The organism is Collinsella sp. Sow4_D11 (genome assembly GCF_052116465.1).
GTDB lineage: Bacteria > Actinomycetota > Coriobacteriia > Coriobacteriales > Coriobacteriaceae > Collinsella.
Genome location: NZ_JBQKLA010000003.1, coordinates 109,865 through 127,102, shown reverse-complemented (window position 1 = coordinate 127,102; position 17,238 = coordinate 109,865). Strand labels below are relative to the sequence as shown.

Annotated in this window: 14 protein-coding genes; 7 read left to right on the top strand and 7 right to left on the bottom strand. The window is 59.4% G+C overall.

The window, feature by feature from the left end; all coding sequences use genetic code 11:
* Window positions 1–19: 19 nt before the first annotated feature.
* The 5 genes from ACTQ40_RS02605 to ACTQ40_RS02585 all read right to left on the bottom strand — a co-directional run bounded on the left by ACTQ40_RS02605 (window position 20) and on the right by ACTQ40_RS02585 (window position 5,875).
* Window positions 20–784, bottom strand: coding sequence for an amino acid ABC transporter ATP-binding protein (locus ACTQ40_RS02605; protein ID WP_117840240.1), 765 nt, complete (start codon window positions 782–784; stop codon window positions 20–22).
* A 36-nt stretch (window positions 785–820) separates the two neighbouring features.
* The gene (locus tag ACTQ40_RS02600; protein WP_373094275.1) at window positions 821–1,654 is read right to left on the bottom strand and encodes an amino acid ABC transporter permease; all 834 of its coding nucleotides are present in this window, start codon (window positions 1,652–1,654) and stop codon (window positions 821–823) included.
* Window positions 1,651–2,310 (bottom strand): amino acid ABC transporter permease, encoded by a 660-nt coding sequence (locus ACTQ40_RS02595; RefSeq protein WP_154514877.1) that lies wholly within the window; start codon window positions 2,308–2,310, stop codon window positions 1,651–1,653. Before ACTQ40_RS02595 ends, ACTQ40_RS02600 begins: the two co-directional genes overlap by 4 nt.
* Before the next feature lie 138 nt (window positions 2,311–2,448).
* Window positions 2,449–3,444, bottom strand: a complete 996-nt coding sequence (locus ACTQ40_RS02590) for a glutamate ABC transporter substrate-binding protein (RefSeq protein WP_154514875.1) — start codon at window positions 3,442–3,444, stop codon at window positions 2,449–2,451.
* A gap of 649 nt (window positions 3,445–4,093) precedes the next feature.
* Window positions 4,094–5,875 carry a 1-deoxy-D-xylulose-5-phosphate synthase gene (locus ACTQ40_RS02585; RefSeq protein WP_441563276.1) on the bottom strand — a complete coding sequence of 594 codons (1,782 nt, stop codon included), beginning with the start codon at window positions 5,873–5,875 and terminating at the stop codon, window positions 4,094–4,096.
* A 227-nt stretch (window positions 5,876–6,102) separates the two neighbouring features.
* Between ACTQ40_RS02585 and ACTQ40_RS02580 the strand changes: the two genes are divergently transcribed.
* The 5 genes from ACTQ40_RS02580 to ACTQ40_RS02560 all read left to right on the top strand — a co-directional run bounded on the left by ACTQ40_RS02580 (window position 6,103) and on the right by ACTQ40_RS02560 (window position 10,615).
* Window positions 6,103–6,639, top strand: a complete 537-nt coding sequence (locus ACTQ40_RS02580) for an HD domain-containing protein (RefSeq protein ID WP_441563275.1) — start codon at window positions 6,103–6,105, stop codon at window positions 6,637–6,639.
* A gap of 3 nt (window positions 6,640–6,642) precedes the next feature.
* Complete coding sequence (locus tag ACTQ40_RS02575; protein WP_441563274.1) at window positions 6,643–7,662, top strand: putative ABC transporter permease; 1,020 nt, start codon at window positions 6,643–6,645, stop codon at window positions 7,660–7,662.
* A gap of 198 nt (window positions 7,663–7,860) precedes the next feature.
* Window positions 7,861–9,138, top strand: coding sequence for an ammonium transporter (locus ACTQ40_RS02570; RefSeq protein ID WP_441563273.1), 1,278 nt, complete (start codon window positions 7,861–7,863; stop codon window positions 9,136–9,138).
* Between the two features lie 193 nt (window positions 9,139–9,331).
* Complete coding sequence (locus ACTQ40_RS02565; RefSeq protein ID WP_099432138.1) at window positions 9,332–9,670, top strand: P-II family nitrogen regulator; 339 nt, start codon at window positions 9,332–9,334, stop codon at window positions 9,668–9,670.
* Between the two features lie 87 nt (window positions 9,671–9,757).
* Window positions 9,758–10,615, top strand: coding sequence for an HAD hydrolase family protein (locus ACTQ40_RS02560; protein WP_441563272.1), 858 nt, complete (start codon window positions 9,758–9,760; stop codon window positions 10,613–10,615).
* A gap of 24 nt (window positions 10,616–10,639) precedes the next feature.
* Here the strand turns inward: ACTQ40_RS02560 and ACTQ40_RS02555 are convergent, their stop codons facing one another.
* Window positions 10,640–13,921 (bottom strand): ATP-dependent helicase, encoded by a 3,282-nt coding sequence (locus tag ACTQ40_RS02555; RefSeq protein WP_441563271.1) that lies wholly within the window; start codon window positions 13,919–13,921, stop codon window positions 10,640–10,642.
* 13 nt (window positions 13,922–13,934) lie between these two features.
* Entirely contained in the window at window positions 13,935–14,945 is a 1,011-nt protein-coding gene (locus ACTQ40_RS02550) for a helix-turn-helix transcriptional regulator (protein WP_441563270.1), read from the bottom strand.
* A 222-nt stretch (window positions 14,946–15,167) separates the two neighbouring features.
* Here ACTQ40_RS02550 and ACTQ40_RS02545 point away from each other — a divergent pair, with 222 nt between their 5' ends.
* Window positions 15,168–16,265, top strand: a complete 1,098-nt coding sequence (locus ACTQ40_RS02545; protein ID WP_441563269.1) for an RtcB family protein — start codon at window positions 15,168–15,170, stop codon at window positions 16,263–16,265.
* A gap of 10 nt (window positions 16,266–16,275) precedes the next feature.
* Entirely contained in the window at window positions 16,276–17,106 is an 831-nt protein-coding gene (locus tag ACTQ40_RS02540) for a hypothetical protein (RefSeq protein WP_441563268.1), read from the top strand.
* The last annotated feature ends 132 nt before the right edge of the window (window positions 17,107–17,238 follow it).

The following is a 17,238-nucleotide window of genomic DNA, read 5'->3' as shown; positions in this document are numbered from 1 at the left end:
TGTCCCACGGGGTTGCTGGTTAGTGGCCCTTGATGGAGTTGAGGAAGTCCTGGGCGCGCTTGGTCTGGGGGTGGTCGAAGAACTCGTCGGGCGTGCCGGTTTCCACGATTTGGCCGTCGGCCATAAACACGACGCGGTCGGCCACGCGGCGGGCAAAGTTCATCTCGTGCGTAATGACGATCATCGTCATGCCCTGCTGGGCCAGACGGACCATGACCTCGAGCACCTCGTTGATCATCTCGGGGTCAAGGGCGCTCGTGGGCTCATCAAAAAGCATGGCCTTGGGTTGCATGGCAAGCGAGCGGGCGATGGCTACGCGCTGCTGCTGGCCGCCCGAGAGCTGTGCGGGCACCTTATCGGCCTGTTCGGCAACGCCCACGCGGCCCAGCAGGTCCATGGCGCGCTCGCGGGCCTCGTCCTTGGAGACGCCCAGCACGTCGACCGGTCCCAGCATGACGTTCTGCAGCACGGTCATATGTGCGAACAGGTTGAACTGCTGAAACACCATGCCCAGCTCGGCACGCATACGGGCAAGGTCCTTGCCTTCCTGCGGCAGGGGCTCGCCCTCGATGAGGATCTCGCCCGAGTCGATGGTTTCCAAGCGGTTGATGGTTCGGCACATGGTCGACTTGCCCGAGCCCGAGGGGCCGATCACGACGACGACCTCGCCGCGGTCGACCGAGAGATTGATGTCGTTGAGGACGTGCAGATCGCCATAGTGCTTATCGACGTGCTTGAGCTCGATCAGCGGCTGATTGCCGGTGGAAGAGGTGCTCTGTGCCATGGTGCTCGGCTCCTTATAACTGGAAATGGTAAAGCGTTAGCGGATGATGGTCGCGCCGGTCTTGTGCGAAACGTAGACAGCGGCTTTGTTGATCGCGACGTTGATGAGGATGTAGATGACCGCGATTACCAGGTAGACCGACACGAGGGCGTCGTAGTTGGTAATGAGCACGCGGGCATTTTGCATGAGGTCGGGGTAGCTCACCACGTAGGCGACGGTGGTGTCTTTGACTACGACCACAAGCTGCGAAATCAACGACGGAATGATAAACCGAATCGCCTGCGGCAGCACGATTTTAAAGGTGATTTTAGCTTTGGAGAGACCGAGCGCTTGGGCTGCCTCGACCTGCCCGCGCGGCACGGCGTTGACGCCGGCGCGAAAGATCTCGGCCAGCACGCCGGCTGCAGCGAGCGCGACGGGGAGCGTGAGCATCCAAAACGACGGTAGCGCAATTTTGTACTGAGGCAGCACCAAAAAGAAGAAGTAGATGAACAGCAGGCTCGGTACGCCGCGGAAGAAATCGGTGAGCACGCGGCAGACCAGCTGCAGCGGCTTAATGTCGCTGGTGCGGCCGAGCATAAGGGCTAGGCCCAACACCAGCGCGATGGCGCCAGCGGTGAGTGCGACTTTAACGGTGCCCTCAAAGCCGGCAAGCAGGAACTTCCAGGTGGTGAGGTGCGTAAAGAAATACCAATAGTGGACCGAAAGCTGACCGGTCACATAAAAGCGCTGCAACACGAGGACGGCGAGCGCGGCGACGGCAACAAGCGAGATAGCGGTGCCGATGCGAATCTTGGCGCGCATCTTGGGGCCGGGAGCCTCGTAAAGCGCATCGCGCATGGTGAGAGCGGAGGTGGAATGCTTGCTCATCGGAGGATCCTCACCTTCTTATCGATGTAGTTGCCAATGTGGCTCACCACAAAGGCCGTGCCCAGGTAGCCGAGCGCCGAGATAAAGAACGCGGCGACGCCGCCGAGCGAGCGCGTGTTGATGTAGCTCACCACGCCGGTGAGCTCCTGCGGTTGAAGCGGTACCTGGCTGCCGAGTGCGGTGGTGAGCATGACGGCGATAAAGAGGTTGGTCATGGGCAGTACGCTCGAGCGCAGCGCTTGTGGAATCACGATCTTGGCGAGGATGCGGCTGAAGCTCATGCCGAGCGAGCGCGCGGCTTCCACCTGGCCGACGCCGACGGTGTTGATGCCGCTCATAAAGTTCTCGGAACCAAAGGCCGAGCCCAAAAGGACCGTGGCGACGATAACGCAGGTGCGGTAGGGCAGGACGACCTTGAGCGGCGGCAGCGCATAGACGACGATGATAAGCAGCGCGATGCCGGGGATGTTACGGAAGACCTGAACATACAGGTCGCCAAAAATGCGCAGCGGCTTGAGCGGCGACACGCGCATCACGGTGACGGCGACGGCCAGCACCATGGCGATGGCAAACGACTCAAGCGTCATGCCCCAGGTTGCTAGCAGCGCGTCGATATAGTTCTGGCCATAGAGCGACCAGAGCTCGGAGAGACTCATGCGGACCTCCCGCCGATAAGGAAAGGGGCTCCCGTGTGTACGGAAGCCCCGACAACTCAGTGTGGAAACAGTTTAGCGCAATAAAGCGCATCGTGCGTTTCCGTATGGTTTCGTAGCGGCCGTTACTGGGCTCGCTGTCTAGGCGCCGATCTCGGGCAGCTCGGGAACGTTGGTGTCGCCCGTGCGATCGCCGATGCAGATCTGCCACAGCTCGGTCCAGGTGCCATCGTCCTCGATCTTCTTAAGGAAGTCGTTGACAAAGGCGACGCCGTCGGAATCGAGCGGCAGGCCGATGCCGTAGGGCTCTTTGCTGCCGAAGGGCTTGCCGGCGATCTTGTACTTACCGGGCTCGCGGACCAGGGCGCTCTGCTGCATGTTGTTGTCGATGACGTAGGCGTCAACGCGGCCCTGCTGAAGTGCCTGGCGGGCCTCCTCGTCGGTCTTGAACTCCTGCTGGCTGGCCTTGGGGGCGAACTCCTCCAGGATGGCGGGGCCGTTGGAGCCGGACTGGACGGCGACGTTCTTGTCGGCCAGGTCGTCGACGCTCTTGATGTCGTCGTTGTCGGCGAGCACCAGGATGGCCTGCTGGGTGTAGTAGTAGGGGCCGGCAAAGGAGACAAGCTTCTTGCGCTCATCGGTAATGGTGTAGGTGGCAAAGACGGCATCGACCTGGCCGTTCTGCAGGACGGACTCACGAGTGTCCGAGGTCACCTGGGTGATTTCGACCTTGTTCTCGCCCAGAATGTAGTTGGACAGGAGCTGCGCGATGCCGGCGTCGAAGCCACGGGTCTTGCCGTCCTTCTCGTTGAGGAGGGAGAAGAGCGTGGAGGTCTGAACGCCACCGATCTTAAAGACGCCGGCGTCCTTGACGGCCGTGGCCCAGGTGCTGGCGGCGATGGCGTCGTCATCGGCCTTGGGGCCGTTGTCGACGAGCTTGTCGAATGCCTTGGCATCGAGCGTGGTGGAAGCCTCGGTGTCCTCGGGGCTCTTGGAGGAGCCGGCGGCGGAACCCTTGTCGGCCTCGGCGCTGGTGTCGGAGCAGCCGGCAAGACCAAGGCCGGCGACGGTTGCAAAGGTGGCGGCGATGAAGCCGCGACGGTCGAAAACGACCTGCTGGGAGAGGTTCTTGCTCATGGTAGAACACCTTTCTCAATAAAATCCCTAGCGGTTGAATAGAGTTATACCCTATCGCGCTCAAATGGGTCAACACGAAATAACTCAGAAACATACTTACCTTATGGGTAATTCTACCTACCAAAAAGGGACAGGTTTATTTTGGCAGGTTTTATCTGGGCAAACGTCAGTTATTGCAGCTGAGATAGCGTTTTGCGGACGGCATGGCCGCTCGCGGCGGTCGCTATAATGGCGGCAACGCGACATATATAAGTAAGGAGATCGCGTATGAACGGCTATTCGTTTTTCGCGCCGACCATGACTTAAAACTATCACAAAGGGGACAGGCACCTTTGTGGTGGTTCTTGCAGATGTGGCGGCCTGCCTCGCTGTTTTGTCTCAATCTGTAACACCTGCAGCCATTTTTGCCGAGTAACTGTTACAGATTGAGATTTTCTCTTTAGGGGGATTTGAGTGTCTCGATCTGTAACATCTGGACGGACAAAAGGTCTCTATCTGTTACAGATTGAGACAAACAACAGGGGCAAAGACGGTTTGTCTAGATCTGTAACAATTGGGCGAGGATTTGTCCTCTAGGTGTTACAGATCGAGACAATTGAGTTGGGAAAATAAAAACCTCCGCAGGGGTGCTTCCCTTGCGGAGGTTTTTCTACTCGTTCAGCAGGCGTACTGCTTCGGCGGCCATGTTCTCGACCGTCATGCCGTTCTGAGCAAGCAACTCGTTGGGGTCGTAGCGGTCGGGAAAGCCCTTGGCGATGCCAAAGGTGCGCGTGCGCACGGGCGTGCAGGACAAGTAGCACGCGACGCGCTCGCCCCAGCCACCGTCCAAGATGCCGTCCTCGAGGGTGACGACAACGCGATGCTCGGCGGCAAGGCCATCGAGAGACTCGCGGTCAAGCTCGGTTGCAAAGCGCGGGTTGACGAGCGTGGCCTCTATGCCGTATTCGGCAGCCAAGCGGTTTGTCACGCGCTCGCCCAGCTCAAAGAAATCGCCAAGCGCGAGCACGGCAACGTCGCGGCCCTGACGCACCACGTCGTAGCGAACAGCGCTGTAGTCGGTGTCCTTGGCGGGCGCCAAATCGGGGCGGCTAACCAGGCCAATGCCCGGAACGCGGATCGCCACGGGATGCTCGCGGTGGTCGAGCGACCAGCTCAGCATGGACAGGTATTCCTCCATGCAGGCCGGTGCCAGATAGCGCATGTTGGGAAGTCCGCCCAGCATGGATATATCAAAGAACGAGAGGTGCGTCTCGGATGTGGTGCCAAAGATCGACGCGCCAAACACCAGGATGGTTGCGGGGGTGTCGTTGAGGCACAGGTCGTGCCACAGCTCGTCGTAGGCGCGCTGCAAAAACGTGCCGTACACACCAAAGACTGGCTTGGCGCCCGAGCGCGCAAGCGCGGTGGCAAAGGTCACGGCGTGCTCCTCGGCAATGCCCACATCGACGAACTGTTTGCCGGCCGCGGCGCGAAGCTCGGGTGTAAAGCCCATGATGTAGGGCGTGGCGGCCGTGATGCCCACGACCTGCGGATCGCGCTCGATGGCGGCGCTGAGTGCCTCGCCCGTAATGTCGGCATAGGTGCGCGGCGCAGGCTCGCTCGGATGGCCCGGGCAGAGCTTGCGCCCGGTTGCCATGTCAAACGGACCCACATGGTGCCAGCGCTCGGGGTCGCTCTGGGCCGGCTCAAAGCCCTTGCCCTTGGCGGTGGAGACGTGCAGCACGATGGGATGATCGATATTGCGTAGTTCCTGCAGCGCGTCGACGAGGGCTAACACATCATTACCGGTGTCCAGATAGCGGTAGTCGAGCCCCATCGCGCGGAAAACGTTGCGCTCACAGGCGCCGTTGCTGGCGCGCAGCTCGGCCAGATTGCGATACAGGCCGCCATGGTTTTCGGCGATGGACTGGTCGTTATCGTTGACGATGATGATCAAGTTGCTGTCGAGCTCGGCGGCGTTGTTAAAGCCCTCAAACGCCAGGCCGCCCGAAAGCGAACCGTCGCCAATGATGGTAATGACGTTGTACGCGTCACCCGCCAGGTCGCGCGCGTGGGCAAGGCCGCAGCCCAGGCTCACCGACGTGGAGGTATGGCCCATGGCAAACAGGTCGTGCTCGGACTCGTCGGGATTGGCAAAGCCAGAAGCCTCACCATAACGCTCCGGATCGATATAGGTGTACGCGCGCCCCGTCAGCGCCTTGTGGGCGTAGGTCTGGTGCGAAACGTCAAAGACAATCTTGTCGATGGGGGAGTTAAACACGCGATGAAGCGCAACCGTAAGCTCAACGACGCCCAGGTTGGGAGCAACGTGCCCACCGACGGCGGCGGAGCTTTCGAGGATTGCCTGGCGGATCTCGCCGCAGAGCAGCGGAAGCTCGGCGCGGTCGAGAGCCTTGACGTCCTCGGGCGTTGTCGTTTGCGTAAGCAGCATCGTTGTGGGTTACTCCATGCGAATCGAGCGCCGGCGCTCCCTCGGCCGGCACAATTGCACAAAACAGTCTCGCACATTTTGGCGTTTGATATGTGACGGCGGCGCGGTAATTCGCCAACTGGTGGGGCAAAACGTTTTGTCCGATGCCATACTGGTAGATTCGATGATGATTTATTCAATGCGTGTAGGCTGTGGCTTGTCGCCGTGAGTCGCTGGAAGGAGGCAGCATGTCCGATGTCGTTCGTGCCGAGAAAATCGCGCAGGAGGTCGACTATGCCGCCCGTCAGCTCGCCCAGGCGGGCCGCTTGGACCTGACGCGCGAGTTTATCCAGCATGGCGATGTGACGGTCTATGCACATGTGACTTCGGTAGCGCGGGCGAGCCTGTCCTTTGCCGAGCGCCTGGGCCGTGTCGGTATCTCGGTCGACCGCGCCTCGTTGCTGCGCGGAGCCCTGCTGCACGATTACTTTCTCTACGATTGGCACGATCCCGACCCAAGCCATCGGCTGCATGGCTTTCGGCATCCGTTTTTTGCCCTGGCGCGTGCGGAGGAAGATTTTGAGCTAACGTCTCGCGAGCGGAATATTATCGTGCGGCATATGTTTCCGCTGGTGCCGGTGCCGCCGACGTGTCGTGAGGCATGGATTGTGTGCCTGGCGGATAAATGGTGTGCTCTGCGCGAGACGATCGCCGGCCGTCTGCCGCGCAAGGACGAGGCAGACGATGGCGTGAGTGAAGAATCGAGCGAAAAGAGGAGAGGGTAGACGGTGGGGACCGCGATCGACATGGCATTTGACGGCGCGACGCTTGCCGCCTGCCCGCTCTCGGCACTGGTGCTCTCGTTTGCCTTTTACGGGTTTTGCGGTTGGGCATGGGAGTCGACAGTCTGCGCCATGCTCAACCAAGGACGCTTTGCCAACAGCGGATTCTTGCTGGGGCCGTGTTGCCCTATCTATGGTGTGGGCGGCATAGCCTGCTGGCTTTTGCTACGCGGGATTCCGGATGCCTCGAGCCAATTTGTCGCCGCGGCGCTTGTGTGCAGCGTAATCGAGTACAGTGTGGGCCTTCTATTGGAAAAGACAACAGGCGCACGCTTTTGGGACTATTCGCACCTGCCGTTTAACCTGCACGGACGTATCTGCCTGTACTGGGCCTGCGCGTTTGGCTTGGGCGCGTTGTGCATTTGTCGCGTGGTGGAGCCGGCATTGCTGGGGCTGCTTGGCCATCTGCCGGTGCTGATTGTGCGGCTGTCCGCCTTTATCGTCTCGGTCGCGATGATGGTTGACGCAGCGTGCTCGTTGGCCAGTTGGCGTCGCCTGTCCGATCAGCTGGAGCGTGTGCGCGCCGACCTTGCCGACCGCATCAATGAGTCACTTGCCGATGCGTCCGACTCCATGCTCGAACGTATTCCCGATTCGGCGATCGACTCGGTGGCACAGACGCATATCCGCAGTCGCGCCGTTAACGCGTGGCTGGCCGAGCTGGGCGACGCGACGCTCGATGCCCTTCGTGAGAAGGCTTCGATGCCGACGTTTATTTCGGATGGTGCTCGCGGCCTGGCGCTCGCTGCCCGCCGCGTCGCCGATGCCGCGCCGAGTATGCCGCGTCCATCGCTCAGTCGTCGCCTTGCCGGCAAGCGCATGAGCCGTCCGGTGCCGAGCGTGTCACTCAGTCGTCGTGACCTGCGCTTTTTCAATGCCTTCCCGCGTCTGCGCATCAATCGCTACGAAGGTGTCATTCGAGCAACTAATCTCCGCGACCGCGCCCACGAGCTGTTTCGGCGCTAGCCGGGACGGGCACGCTCACGGCTCCCTTACTCGCGTATTTCCCGTTCGTTTCGCGCCCGTTGCCGTGCCGTTTCCAAGATTGCGGCACCGTTTCCATTCGACAACGCAGCGTTTAACAACGCCGTATCTGGTCTACACCAGTTGCCCCTCGGCCGCATTATGGGCGCCGACAACGTTCATGCGATCAAGGGGGAGCGAATGTACGATACGGGATCGACAACGTTTATGCTCATCTGCACCATGCTCGTGTTTTTAATGACACCGGGTCTGGCGTTTTTCTATGGTGGCCTGTCCAGGCGCAAAAATGTCATCAACACCATGCTTATGTGCTTTGGCGCCATTGGCCTGGTTGGTGTGCTGTGGATTGTTGCCGGCTGGTCGCTGGCCTACGGCGGCGACGGCTCGAGCCCGTTTATTGGAGGCCTTGACCAGCTGCTGTGCTTGCCGGTGCTCAACCAGGTGCTGCAGGCGGCCGAGGGCAATGCTGCGGACGGTGCCGTCTACCCTCAAATCATCAACATCGCCTTCCAAATGGCGTTTGCCATGATCACGGCTGCTATCGTCACGGGCAGCCTGGCCGGCCGCGTTAAGTTTGGTGCCATGACGGCCTTCCTGGGCATTTGGCTGCTCGTGGCCTATGCGCCGCTCGCCCACATGGTCTGGGGCGGCGAGGGTTCCTTTATCGGCGACGTCATCGGTGCGCTTGACTTTGCGGGCGGCGACGTGGTGCACATCTCGTCCGGTCTCACGGGCCTGATTCTCTGCTTAATGCTCGGTCGTCGTCGCGGCTTTGGCATGGTGAGCTACCGCCCGCATAACGTGCCGTTTGTGGCGCTGGGCGCCGGCCTGCTTTGGTTTGGCTGGTTTGGCTTTAACGGCGGCAGCGAGTTTAAGGCCGACGCCGTGGCGGCGCTCGCCATCCTCAACACCGTGACGGCCAGCGCGGCGGGCATGGTCTCGTGGCTTGCCGTTGAGCGCGTGCGCACCGGTCGCCCCACGCTGGTGGGTGCCAGCACCGGTCTGGTTGCGGGCCTTGTGGTGGTCACGCCGGGTGCGGGCTTTGTCGAGCCGTGGGCGGCGCTGGTCATGGGCCTGATCGTATCGCCTGTCTGCTACCTGGCTATCAGCCATCTTAAGACCAAGTTTGGCTACGACGATGCGCTCGACGCGTTTGGCTGCCACGGCATCGGCGGCATCTTGGGCGGCGTGCTCACGGGCCTGTTCTGCGTGCCGGAGCTCTCGTGGACCGGTAAGGGCGGCCTGTTCTACACGGGCGACGTGTCGCTGCTCATCTCGCAGATCTTGGGCATTGTGGTGACGGTCGCTCTTGTACTGGCGCTCGACTTGGTGATCGCTGCGGTGGTCAAGGCGCTGTTCCGCGGCAGCCTGCGCGTGGACGAGGCAGACGAGGCGCTGGGCCTGGATGCGAGTCAGCACGGCGAGAGCGCTTATCCTTCGTTCTCCGGACTCGATTAGCAGCACGGCTTTCCCAGGCACCCGACCTTGCCCCTCAAACCGTCGCGCGGCTTCCCCAGGCACCGCACCTTGGGTTTCAAACCGTCGCTTGCGTACAAAAGTACGCGGCGCTCCTCTTTCAACCCAATCTGCGGCACCTGGGAAACCCGCGTCTCATGTAAAGGGATACGTTGATTATTGAGAGGAATTCACTATGAAGAAGATTACGGCTATCGTGCGTCAGGAAAAGCTCGAGGTTCTTAAGGACGCGCTGTTTGCTGCTGATGTTCGTGGCATGACTATTAACCAGGTGCAGGGCTGCGGCGCGCAGCATGGCTGGAAGGAATACGTGCGCGGCAACGAGTTGCTTGTCAACACGATCCCTAAGGTGCAGTTCACCCTTATCTGCGCCGATGAGCATGTCGACGGAATTGTCGACATCATCTGCAACGCCGCCCGCACCGGTGCCGTTGGAGACGGCAAGATCTGGGTCGAGCCGGTCGAGGAAGTTATCCGCATCCGCACCGGCGAACACGGCCCCGCCGCGGTGTAGGACAATCTTTCGCCTGACGGGCGTGCCTCTCTTGCGCCGCGCCCGTTCTCGTCTACAATATCGTGCAGACGAAAGAGAGGCATGCCCATGATCAAGATGTTTGCGAGTGACTTAGACGGAACGCTGCTGAACGCCCTACACGAGGCAGATGGGACCATTCGCCGTGCCATTCGCGAGCTGACCGAGGCTGGCCTGCATGTGGTTCCCGCGACCGGGCGCTCGACGCTGCCGATCGGCGAGCATGGCTTTACGGGCCTGGCGCTTGACGCCTGCTGCTCCAATGGGTCCATCGTACGCAACAGCCATGGCGAGGTGCTCAAGACCTGGACCATCGACCCGCAGATTACCGAGGAGCTGCTCAAGAAGTTCCCGGGCATTTGCTTTGATTGCTCCACGCCCGATGGCATGTTCTCGAGCGGATCGTTCGAGATGCACCAGGCGGGCTTTAAAAAGGACAGTCCTATCAAGCGCATCGTGATGCGCGGCATGCGTGCACGTGGGGGGTATCACGAGGAACAGTATTTCGACCAGTCGATCGGTGACATCCTGCGCCATGACGTATGCAAGATCAATTGTCGCGTGACCTCGCCCGAGCTGGAGCGCGACCTTAAGGCGTATTTGGCCGAGCGCTCGGACCGCGTGGTCAACGCGCCGTTCGATCCGGTGATGTTTGAGATCACGGACGTGGCGTGCAACAAGGGTGAGAGCGTGGCCTGGTTGGCGGGCTACTACGGCATTGCCGAGGACGAGGTCGCGGTTTACGGCGACGGCGGCAACGACATCGCCATGCTCAAGCGCTTCCGCCACAGCTACGCGACCAAAAACGGCAGCGATGCCGCCAAGGCCGCCGCGAGCGCGACTATCGGCAGCTGCATGGTCCACGCCGTCCCCAAACACATGCTCGCCACCATGCGCAAGCAAAACTCCCGCACCGTCATCGAATAATGTGACAAAGGGACTGTTCCTCTGTCACATTCCCGGGTTCTCGACTAGCCAGTGCTCGTAGGCGCGCTGCATGACCTCGGTTTTATCGGCTTTTTTGCGGCAGCCCTTTTGTTCCTCAACGGCCAGTCCATAAGCACCACTCTGCTCAAAAGCGCTGGTATCCCAAGCGCCGTGTTCAATGCGCGACCATACGGCATCGATGAGTTGTTCGAGCTCGGCAATGTCGTCGGCGTTGGCGGTTGTCGCGAACGGCGGGCGGAGCTCGCCCGTTGTCTTGTCGGGTTCTACATAGTAGTCGCCCATGGAAGTGACGGTGTAGCCATAAAACTCGGGTGACGCTTCGACCAGCAGTTTGTAAAACTTGAGCTGACGATGGTAGCCTGTGGGGACTTCTTTGCCAAAACCAGTCTTGTAGTCAACGATCTGCACCGTTTTAGTGGCATCGTCAACGAGGAGCAGGTCGAGAAAACCAAAGAGCGGAGTTCCTTCGGTGGTCAGGCACTGCATATTCGCCTCCGTGACGCAGCGATAGCCATGCACGTGCTCGACAAGCCAGGGAACGAATGCACGACAAATGCGTTCGAAGCGCTCCGAATAGCGATGGACGTCCTCGGGGGCAAAATCGAGCCACGAAATCTGCTGACGATACTCGGCCTCAATTGTCTCAATCGCCGCCTCGCCATCGGCTGCCATTCTATTAACGATCTCCTCGAACATCGCGTGAACGATGGTGCCGAATTCGGTTTGGATCGTGGGCGCCGTGGGCAGGCGCACAATCTGCTTTTCAGGGAAGTGCAGACTATTTGCGCATCCAGGCTCGTACGTCACAAAGTTGTTGAGCGTTGTGGCAGAAAGAAACTTCACGTCGGTATGAGGTTCCAAAAGCGCGCGGAGCTCGGGCGTATCAAACACGTAGTTGTCGCGCCACTCGGTTTCGATTGCAACGCTGAGCTGGTCTGTCTCAGCAGAAACTTCGCAAGAGTCGATAAGCCCCGTGAGCTCCTGCAAAGCCAACCCGCCGGCGCGGTACAGCTCGAGGTGTCGCTTAGCGCGCGTGATGGCGACAAACAGCAGGCGACGCGCGTCGTCGTTGTCCTTTTCATCACGAATCAGCAGGTTGGATGGGTACAAACTCATGCCGCCGGCGCCTTTGTGCCAAGTGGAGTCGTCGGCATCGAGCAGGTAGACGCAGTCGAACTCCAGGCCCTTAGAGCTATGGGCGCTGGTGAGGCGAACAGCTCCCGGCGCGCCGAGGTTGATCGATGCGTCGATACTCACGCCAAACTTTTGAGCGGCATCGAGCTTGTCGACAATATCGGGCAGGCGAAGCGCGCGTCCCATACGGCGCGCGTCTCCCATTTCACCCTCGGCAAAGGCGAGTAGGGCGCGGATGCCGGCATTGAATTCGGCGGCACCCAGCGGATCCTGTTTTTTATGATCCTGATAATAGCCAAGGCTGCGTTCGACAATCTTAAAGAGCAACGCTCTGACCGGGGAGGCGCCGGCCTCGGCCGCCCACTGCATAAGGTCGTCGTGCAGCTCTTTGACGCGGGCGATATTGCTCTCGCGCATGGCGGCCATCCAGTCGCCATGCTGGTCTCGCTTGGCGCTGAGCGCAAACGTCACGGACGATGGATGGTCGCCGCCCAGCTCGGTGGCACAGATGATCTGCGGAAGATAGCTGCTGGCGAGCTCCTTCTTCCCGCGAGCAAGCGCGGTAACGCAACGCAACAGTGCCAAAGTCGTCTGCATACGCTCGGAGGCAAAGAGATTCTGCCGCTCGCGATACGAAAACGGCACGTTCTCCTTAACGAGGAAGGGAATCAGCGAGCGCAATGCGGCGTGTTTGGCGGAGATGACTGCAATTCCTTCGCTGGGATCTTCGCAGTCATCGAGGTAGCCAGCATCAATCCTCTGCCTAATGCTCGCGGCAACGGCGGCGTATTCCTCGGCTTTGCCGGTGTAGACGTTCTCGCTAAAGCTGACCTGATCGCCTTGAGGCTTAAAGGCTTCGATTGACTTATTCGAGCTGGCGTTGAGGCGATATTCAATTTGCCGTGCGATAGCTTGACCAAGCTCAACGATGGCGGGCGTGGAGCGATAGTTGGTTTTGAGCACGATGCTCCGGGGCGAGAACTCGGCCGCAAACTGGTTAGCACATTCGATTGTGGCGCCCTGAAAACGCATGATGGCTTGATCGTCATCGCCGACGGCCATGATATTGGGCGCATCAACGCCGTTGCAGAGCAGCTCGATGATGCGCATCTGGGCACCATTGGTGTCCTGGAATTCGTCGACTTGAATGTAGCTATAGGTGTCCTGGAGCACTTGGCGCAACGCGTTGTTGTGCTCGACAGCGTTAACAAAGTCGCCGATCATGTCGTCGTAATCGTAGAGATGGTGCTGGTCGAGCTCGCTCTGGTAGCGACGCGCGACGTCGCAAGCGGTCTTAAGTCGCTCGCTCTGCTCCGCAATCTTAAAGGTGCGTCCCTGCGAGTTGCTGCCTCCAAAGAAGACATCGCGCACCTTGGTGTATCCCGACGACTTTCCCTTCTCGTCAATAAGTTCGGTGCGGCGAACGGTGTCGCGCAACTCAAGAATGTACGGCACGTACGTGCCGGCAGGACAGTCGATAGGGCGGGTGAGCGATGTAGGCGCCATGGCGCAGACACGCTCAACCTCTTCCTCAAAGCGTTCGGCCAACGCGGCGCTTGCCCTTCCACAGACGAGCGTAAGCAGCTCGGAATGTTCGGTGAGCCAGGCAGCGGCGTCGATATTCTGCTGCGCGATGGCGCTCAGCGTGTCGTAATCCAGGCCACTGCGTTTGATTTTGGAGACAAAGCCGATCATCTTACCGATGTTTTGCGCGGGCATATCAGGTGACCCTCCACCTAACGGAGAACCAAAAGGCAGCGATTTGAGCAGCCGATCAAAAATCTCTTGCTGGTGCAGGTTGGTAACAAGCGTGTCGGTCGAAGGGCGCATGAAGTACTCGGGATAGCGCGACCTGATGCTGCTTGCAAATCCGTGAAACGTGCTGACTTCGATGCCGTAGGCGTCGCGTCCAATGAGCTCAATCAGACGTTTGCGCATGGCTTCCGCGCCCGCCTCGGTATAGGTGAGGCAGAGGATGTTGCGCGGGGCGGCATCGCGCTTGGCTAGGATGTTCGCCGCGCGCAGGCTCAACAGCTGCGTCTTGCCGGTGCCGGGGCCGGCAATGACGAGCAACGGACCATCTAGGCATTCGACGGCCTCGCGCTGTTCGTGGTTTAGTCGGTCAAGCGATGCGATGAGTTCGGGGGTCATGTTCATGGCAGTATTACCTGTCTTCCTGGTAGAGCGCACGCGTACTATCGAGATAGTCGAGATATGTGTCGATGGCACTTTGCGGCTGAACGATTTTAATGTAGGTGCTGAGCTGCAGCAGCCAGCCAAAGAACTGAGGCGACAGCGGGGCTTTGACGGTCGCCAACAGGCGCCCGTCCTGGTTCTCAAACACGACGGCGTCGAGTCCAAACTTGTCGATGAGCGGGTTCATCGCGCGGTCGTCGAGCTCCAGCACGACGGTGGTCTTGTCGGCCGCGTAAACGCCAAACGACGGCGAAACGTGATCTTCGAGCACATAGCCCGCGATACGCGGGTCTTTGGTCGCGGACTCTTCGGACACCGCCACATCGAGCATGCGATCGACGCGATAAGGCGTGAACGGCTGATGACCCGAGCCGGCATTAGCCCATTTATCTCTAAATCCAATCATGTAATAGAGTTCGTCGGAGTAGATAAGGCGCACAGGTGTGAGCTCGTAGGTCTTTCCGTCATGATTAAGGGCCTTTTGCTTGGCGGCGTCGTAGTGGAAGTAACGAAACCGAATCTTGCGTTTTTCGCGCATAGCCTGCTGAATCAAGTCGATGTTGAGCAGGGCATCTGAGTTTTGCATCTTCACGCGCGAAGGCACATCGACGCGCTTGTGCATCAGCTCGCGTTCGCCCAGGCTGGCGAGGCTCTGCAGCTTGCCGATGAGGTGGTCGGTCAACTCATCGGTCAAAAACGGCGAACTCTGGACGGCGTCAACAAGCATGATGAGCTCTTGCAGGTCGAGCGGGCGTGAGACCAGCACCCATTCCTTGCCACCGCGCTGGTTGATGTTGAGCCCAAAGTCGCGAAGCGTTTGCAGGTCGCGATAGATGGCCTTTCGCTCTGCCTCAAGGTCGTGATAGGCGAGCTCCTCGATAATCTGCTGCGTTGTGAGCCCGTGCGTGCTGTCGGTCTTTTCCATCAAGGTTTTAAGCAGGAACAGAAGCCTGAGCTTTTGATTTGGTCTGTTCGCCACGTTGTCTCCTTTCGCCGGCAGGGTACCAACCGGAGATACAAAACAAGACCCGTTATTGGGACTCATTGTAGTCCGCGCGACCGTAGTATTCGCAGCAATAAGAGCTCGAATAGGGCGAAAGGTGGTTAAACGGAAATCGGCGGTTTGGCTGGATGGTGTGACATGCGCTCTATTGGCTTGGGGCCGGTTCCGGTTTACAAGGATCAGAACAGGAGAAATGCGATGGCAGACATCAAAGTCTTTGCCGAGAATCTTGAGGATTCAACCAAGGAGCAGATCGAGGAGATTTCCAGCTGCCCGGCGTTTGAAGGCGCCAAGATCCGCATTATGCCCGATGCCCATAAGGGCAAGGGCTGCGTGATTGGCTTTACGGCAAACTTGGGCGACAAGGTGATTCCCAACCTGGTTGGGGTCGACATCGGATGCGGGATGTACTGCGTGCCGCTTGCGGAAACCATCGCGCGCGACGACCTCATTCAGTTCAATCGCGATGTGAAGCGCGCGGTGCCCACGGGCTTTAGCCTTCATCGCGATCCTGCCTGCGTACTCGCGGACTTTAACATGGAGTCGCGCGATTGGCTTCAGGACAAGCGCAAGGTTGAGCGCTCCATGGGCACGCTGGGCGGCGGCAATCACTTCATTGAACTCGACGAGGACGAGGATGGGTGCCAATATCTGGTCGTGCACACCGGCTCGCGCAACATGGGCAAGCAGACGGCGGAGCATCATCAGGCGCTGGCGCAGAAGACGTGCACGGCGGATATCCCCGACGAGCTTAAGTATCTCGTGGGAGATCTTTCTGCCGAGTATCTCGTCAATATGCATAACTGCCAACGCTTCTCGAATCAGAACCGCAAGGCGATTGTCACACAGATTGTTGAGCGTACGGGAATTCGACTCGACGGAGACGGCTTTACCACCATGCACAACTACATCTCGGAAGGCGGCATGATTCGCAAGGGCGCCATTAGCGCTCATGCGGGCGAGATGGTGCTGATTCCGTTCAACATGCGCGACGGTGCCGTTATTGCACGCGGCAAGGGAAACGAGGACTGGAACTGTTCGGCGCCGCACGGGACGGGTCGCGCGATGAGCCGCGCCAAAGCGTTCCAAACGCTCGACACCAGGTCGTTCGTTAACGAGATGCGCGATGCCGGCATCTACTGTCCGAGTGCATGCGAGACGACGCTCGATGAGTCGCCCGAAGCGTATAAGCCTGCGGATGATGTACTGAGACTCATGGACCCGACGGTTGATGTTATTCACCGACTCAAGCCGATTTGGAATTTTAAGGCTACTGGTAAGCGTGGTAGGCGTTAGGAGGGTTGCGATGACGCTAAAGATGGACTCCAGGGACGACCGAATTGGCCGTTCTGTGAGTTTGGGCGAGATGCTGGGCCTATCAGGCGTGATGCCGCCGACGCCCACGAATCAGCGTAGTGGGAATCGAAAAGAACGTGATGACGAGGTTTTTGACCTCAGCGGGTTTCGCAATCGACTGGTTTCTGGGCTCGATCGCCGTATGGAGACGTCGCTTTTTGAAACTCCTTGTGTGTTGAAAACCGGTATGTCGGTCGATGATGCCCTAGGTGGCGGCGTTGGGTTGGGCAAGCTTAGCGTGATTGGCGGCGCGCATGAAGACGTTTCGAACGTACTGGCGCATGCGGTTTTATGCCTGAGCGAGCAGTGCACTGTGCTTTACGTGCCGATGCGGGAGCGTGAAGAGGATGCGGTTGCCCGGCTTATTCGTGCCGAGATGGATGACAAGGTGTCAGAGGATCCTGAGGAACAACAGGTTGAGGCAATCCGCGCAACGATGCGCCTCAAGCAGCGCGACTTGGGCATCTTTGCCGAAGACAACATGACCATAGACCTTTTAACGAGTTGGCTGCTCGGCGACCAGGCGTGGAATAGGGCGGTGCTAAAGGACGTCGTGGTCGTAATTGACGGACTCGAGATGCTCGACGACAATCGCCCCGTGAATGCAGCCCTGCGCGACCTGCGCAACATGCTCAGCCCAACATCCGCCATCCTGGCAGGCTGCTTTGCGGCAGAGGGCGGCAACGATGCGGCTTTTGCCGAGACCCACTGCAATGCAGACGCCCTGGCCCGCATAAGTTTCGATGGCACGGAATCTTCCTGCGCGCGAGTCTTTGGCTGAGGTCAGGGCCAATAACAACTGCTCGGCCAGCAGCGCGTCTACCAGCAGAAAGTGACCGCTCAACAGCCAAGAAGATGCGTTTAAGTGGGTTAAGAATTACCATCAAATAGAGGGCAAAGACGAGCGGGCTTC

Excerpts from the sequence above, each read along its gene's own strand:
- ACTQ40_RS02580 (WP_441563275.1), top strand. The coding sequence starts at position 6,103 with ATGTCCGATGTCGTTCGTGCCGAGAAAATCGCGCAGGAGGTCGACTAT.
- ACTQ40_RS02585 (WP_441563276.1), bottom strand. The coding sequence starts at position 5,875 with ATGCTGCTTACGCAAACGACAACGCCCGAGGACGTCAAGGCTCTCGAC.
- ACTQ40_RS02540 (WP_441563268.1), top strand. The coding sequence starts at position 16,276 with ATGACGCTAAAGATGGACTCCAGGGACGACCGAATTGGCCGTTCTGTG.
- ACTQ40_RS02595 (WP_154514877.1), bottom strand. The coding sequence starts at position 2,310 with ATGAGTCTCTCCGAGCTCTGGTCGCTCTATGGCCAGAACTATATCGAC.
- ACTQ40_RS02565 (WP_099432138.1), top strand. The coding sequence starts at position 9,332 with ATGAAGAAGATTACGGCTATCGTGCGTCAGGAAAAGCTCGAGGTTCTT.
- ACTQ40_RS02570 (WP_441563273.1), top strand. The coding sequence starts at position 7,861 with ATGTACGATACGGGATCGACAACGTTTATGCTCATCTGCACCATGCTC.
- ACTQ40_RS02600 (WP_373094275.1), bottom strand. The coding sequence starts at position 1,654 with ATGAGCAAGCATTCCACCTCCGCTCTCACCATGCGCGATGCGCTTTAC.
- ACTQ40_RS02590 (WP_154514875.1), bottom strand. The coding sequence starts at position 3,444 with ATGAGCAAGAACCTCTCCCAGCAGGTCGTTTTCGACCGTCGCGGCTTC.
- ACTQ40_RS02560 (WP_441563272.1), top strand. The coding sequence starts at position 9,758 with ATGATCAAGATGTTTGCGAGTGACTTAGACGGAACGCTGCTGAACGCC.
- ACTQ40_RS02555 (WP_441563271.1), bottom strand. The coding sequence starts at position 13,921 with ATGACCCCCGAACTCATCGCATCGCTTGACCGACTAAACCACGAACAG.
- ACTQ40_RS02545 (WP_441563269.1), top strand. The coding sequence starts at position 15,168 with ATGGCAGACATCAAAGTCTTTGCCGAGAATCTTGAGGATTCAACCAAG.
- ACTQ40_RS02605 (WP_117840240.1), bottom strand. The coding sequence starts at position 784 with ATGGCACAGAGCACCTCTTCCACCGGCAATCAGCCGCTGATCGAGCTC.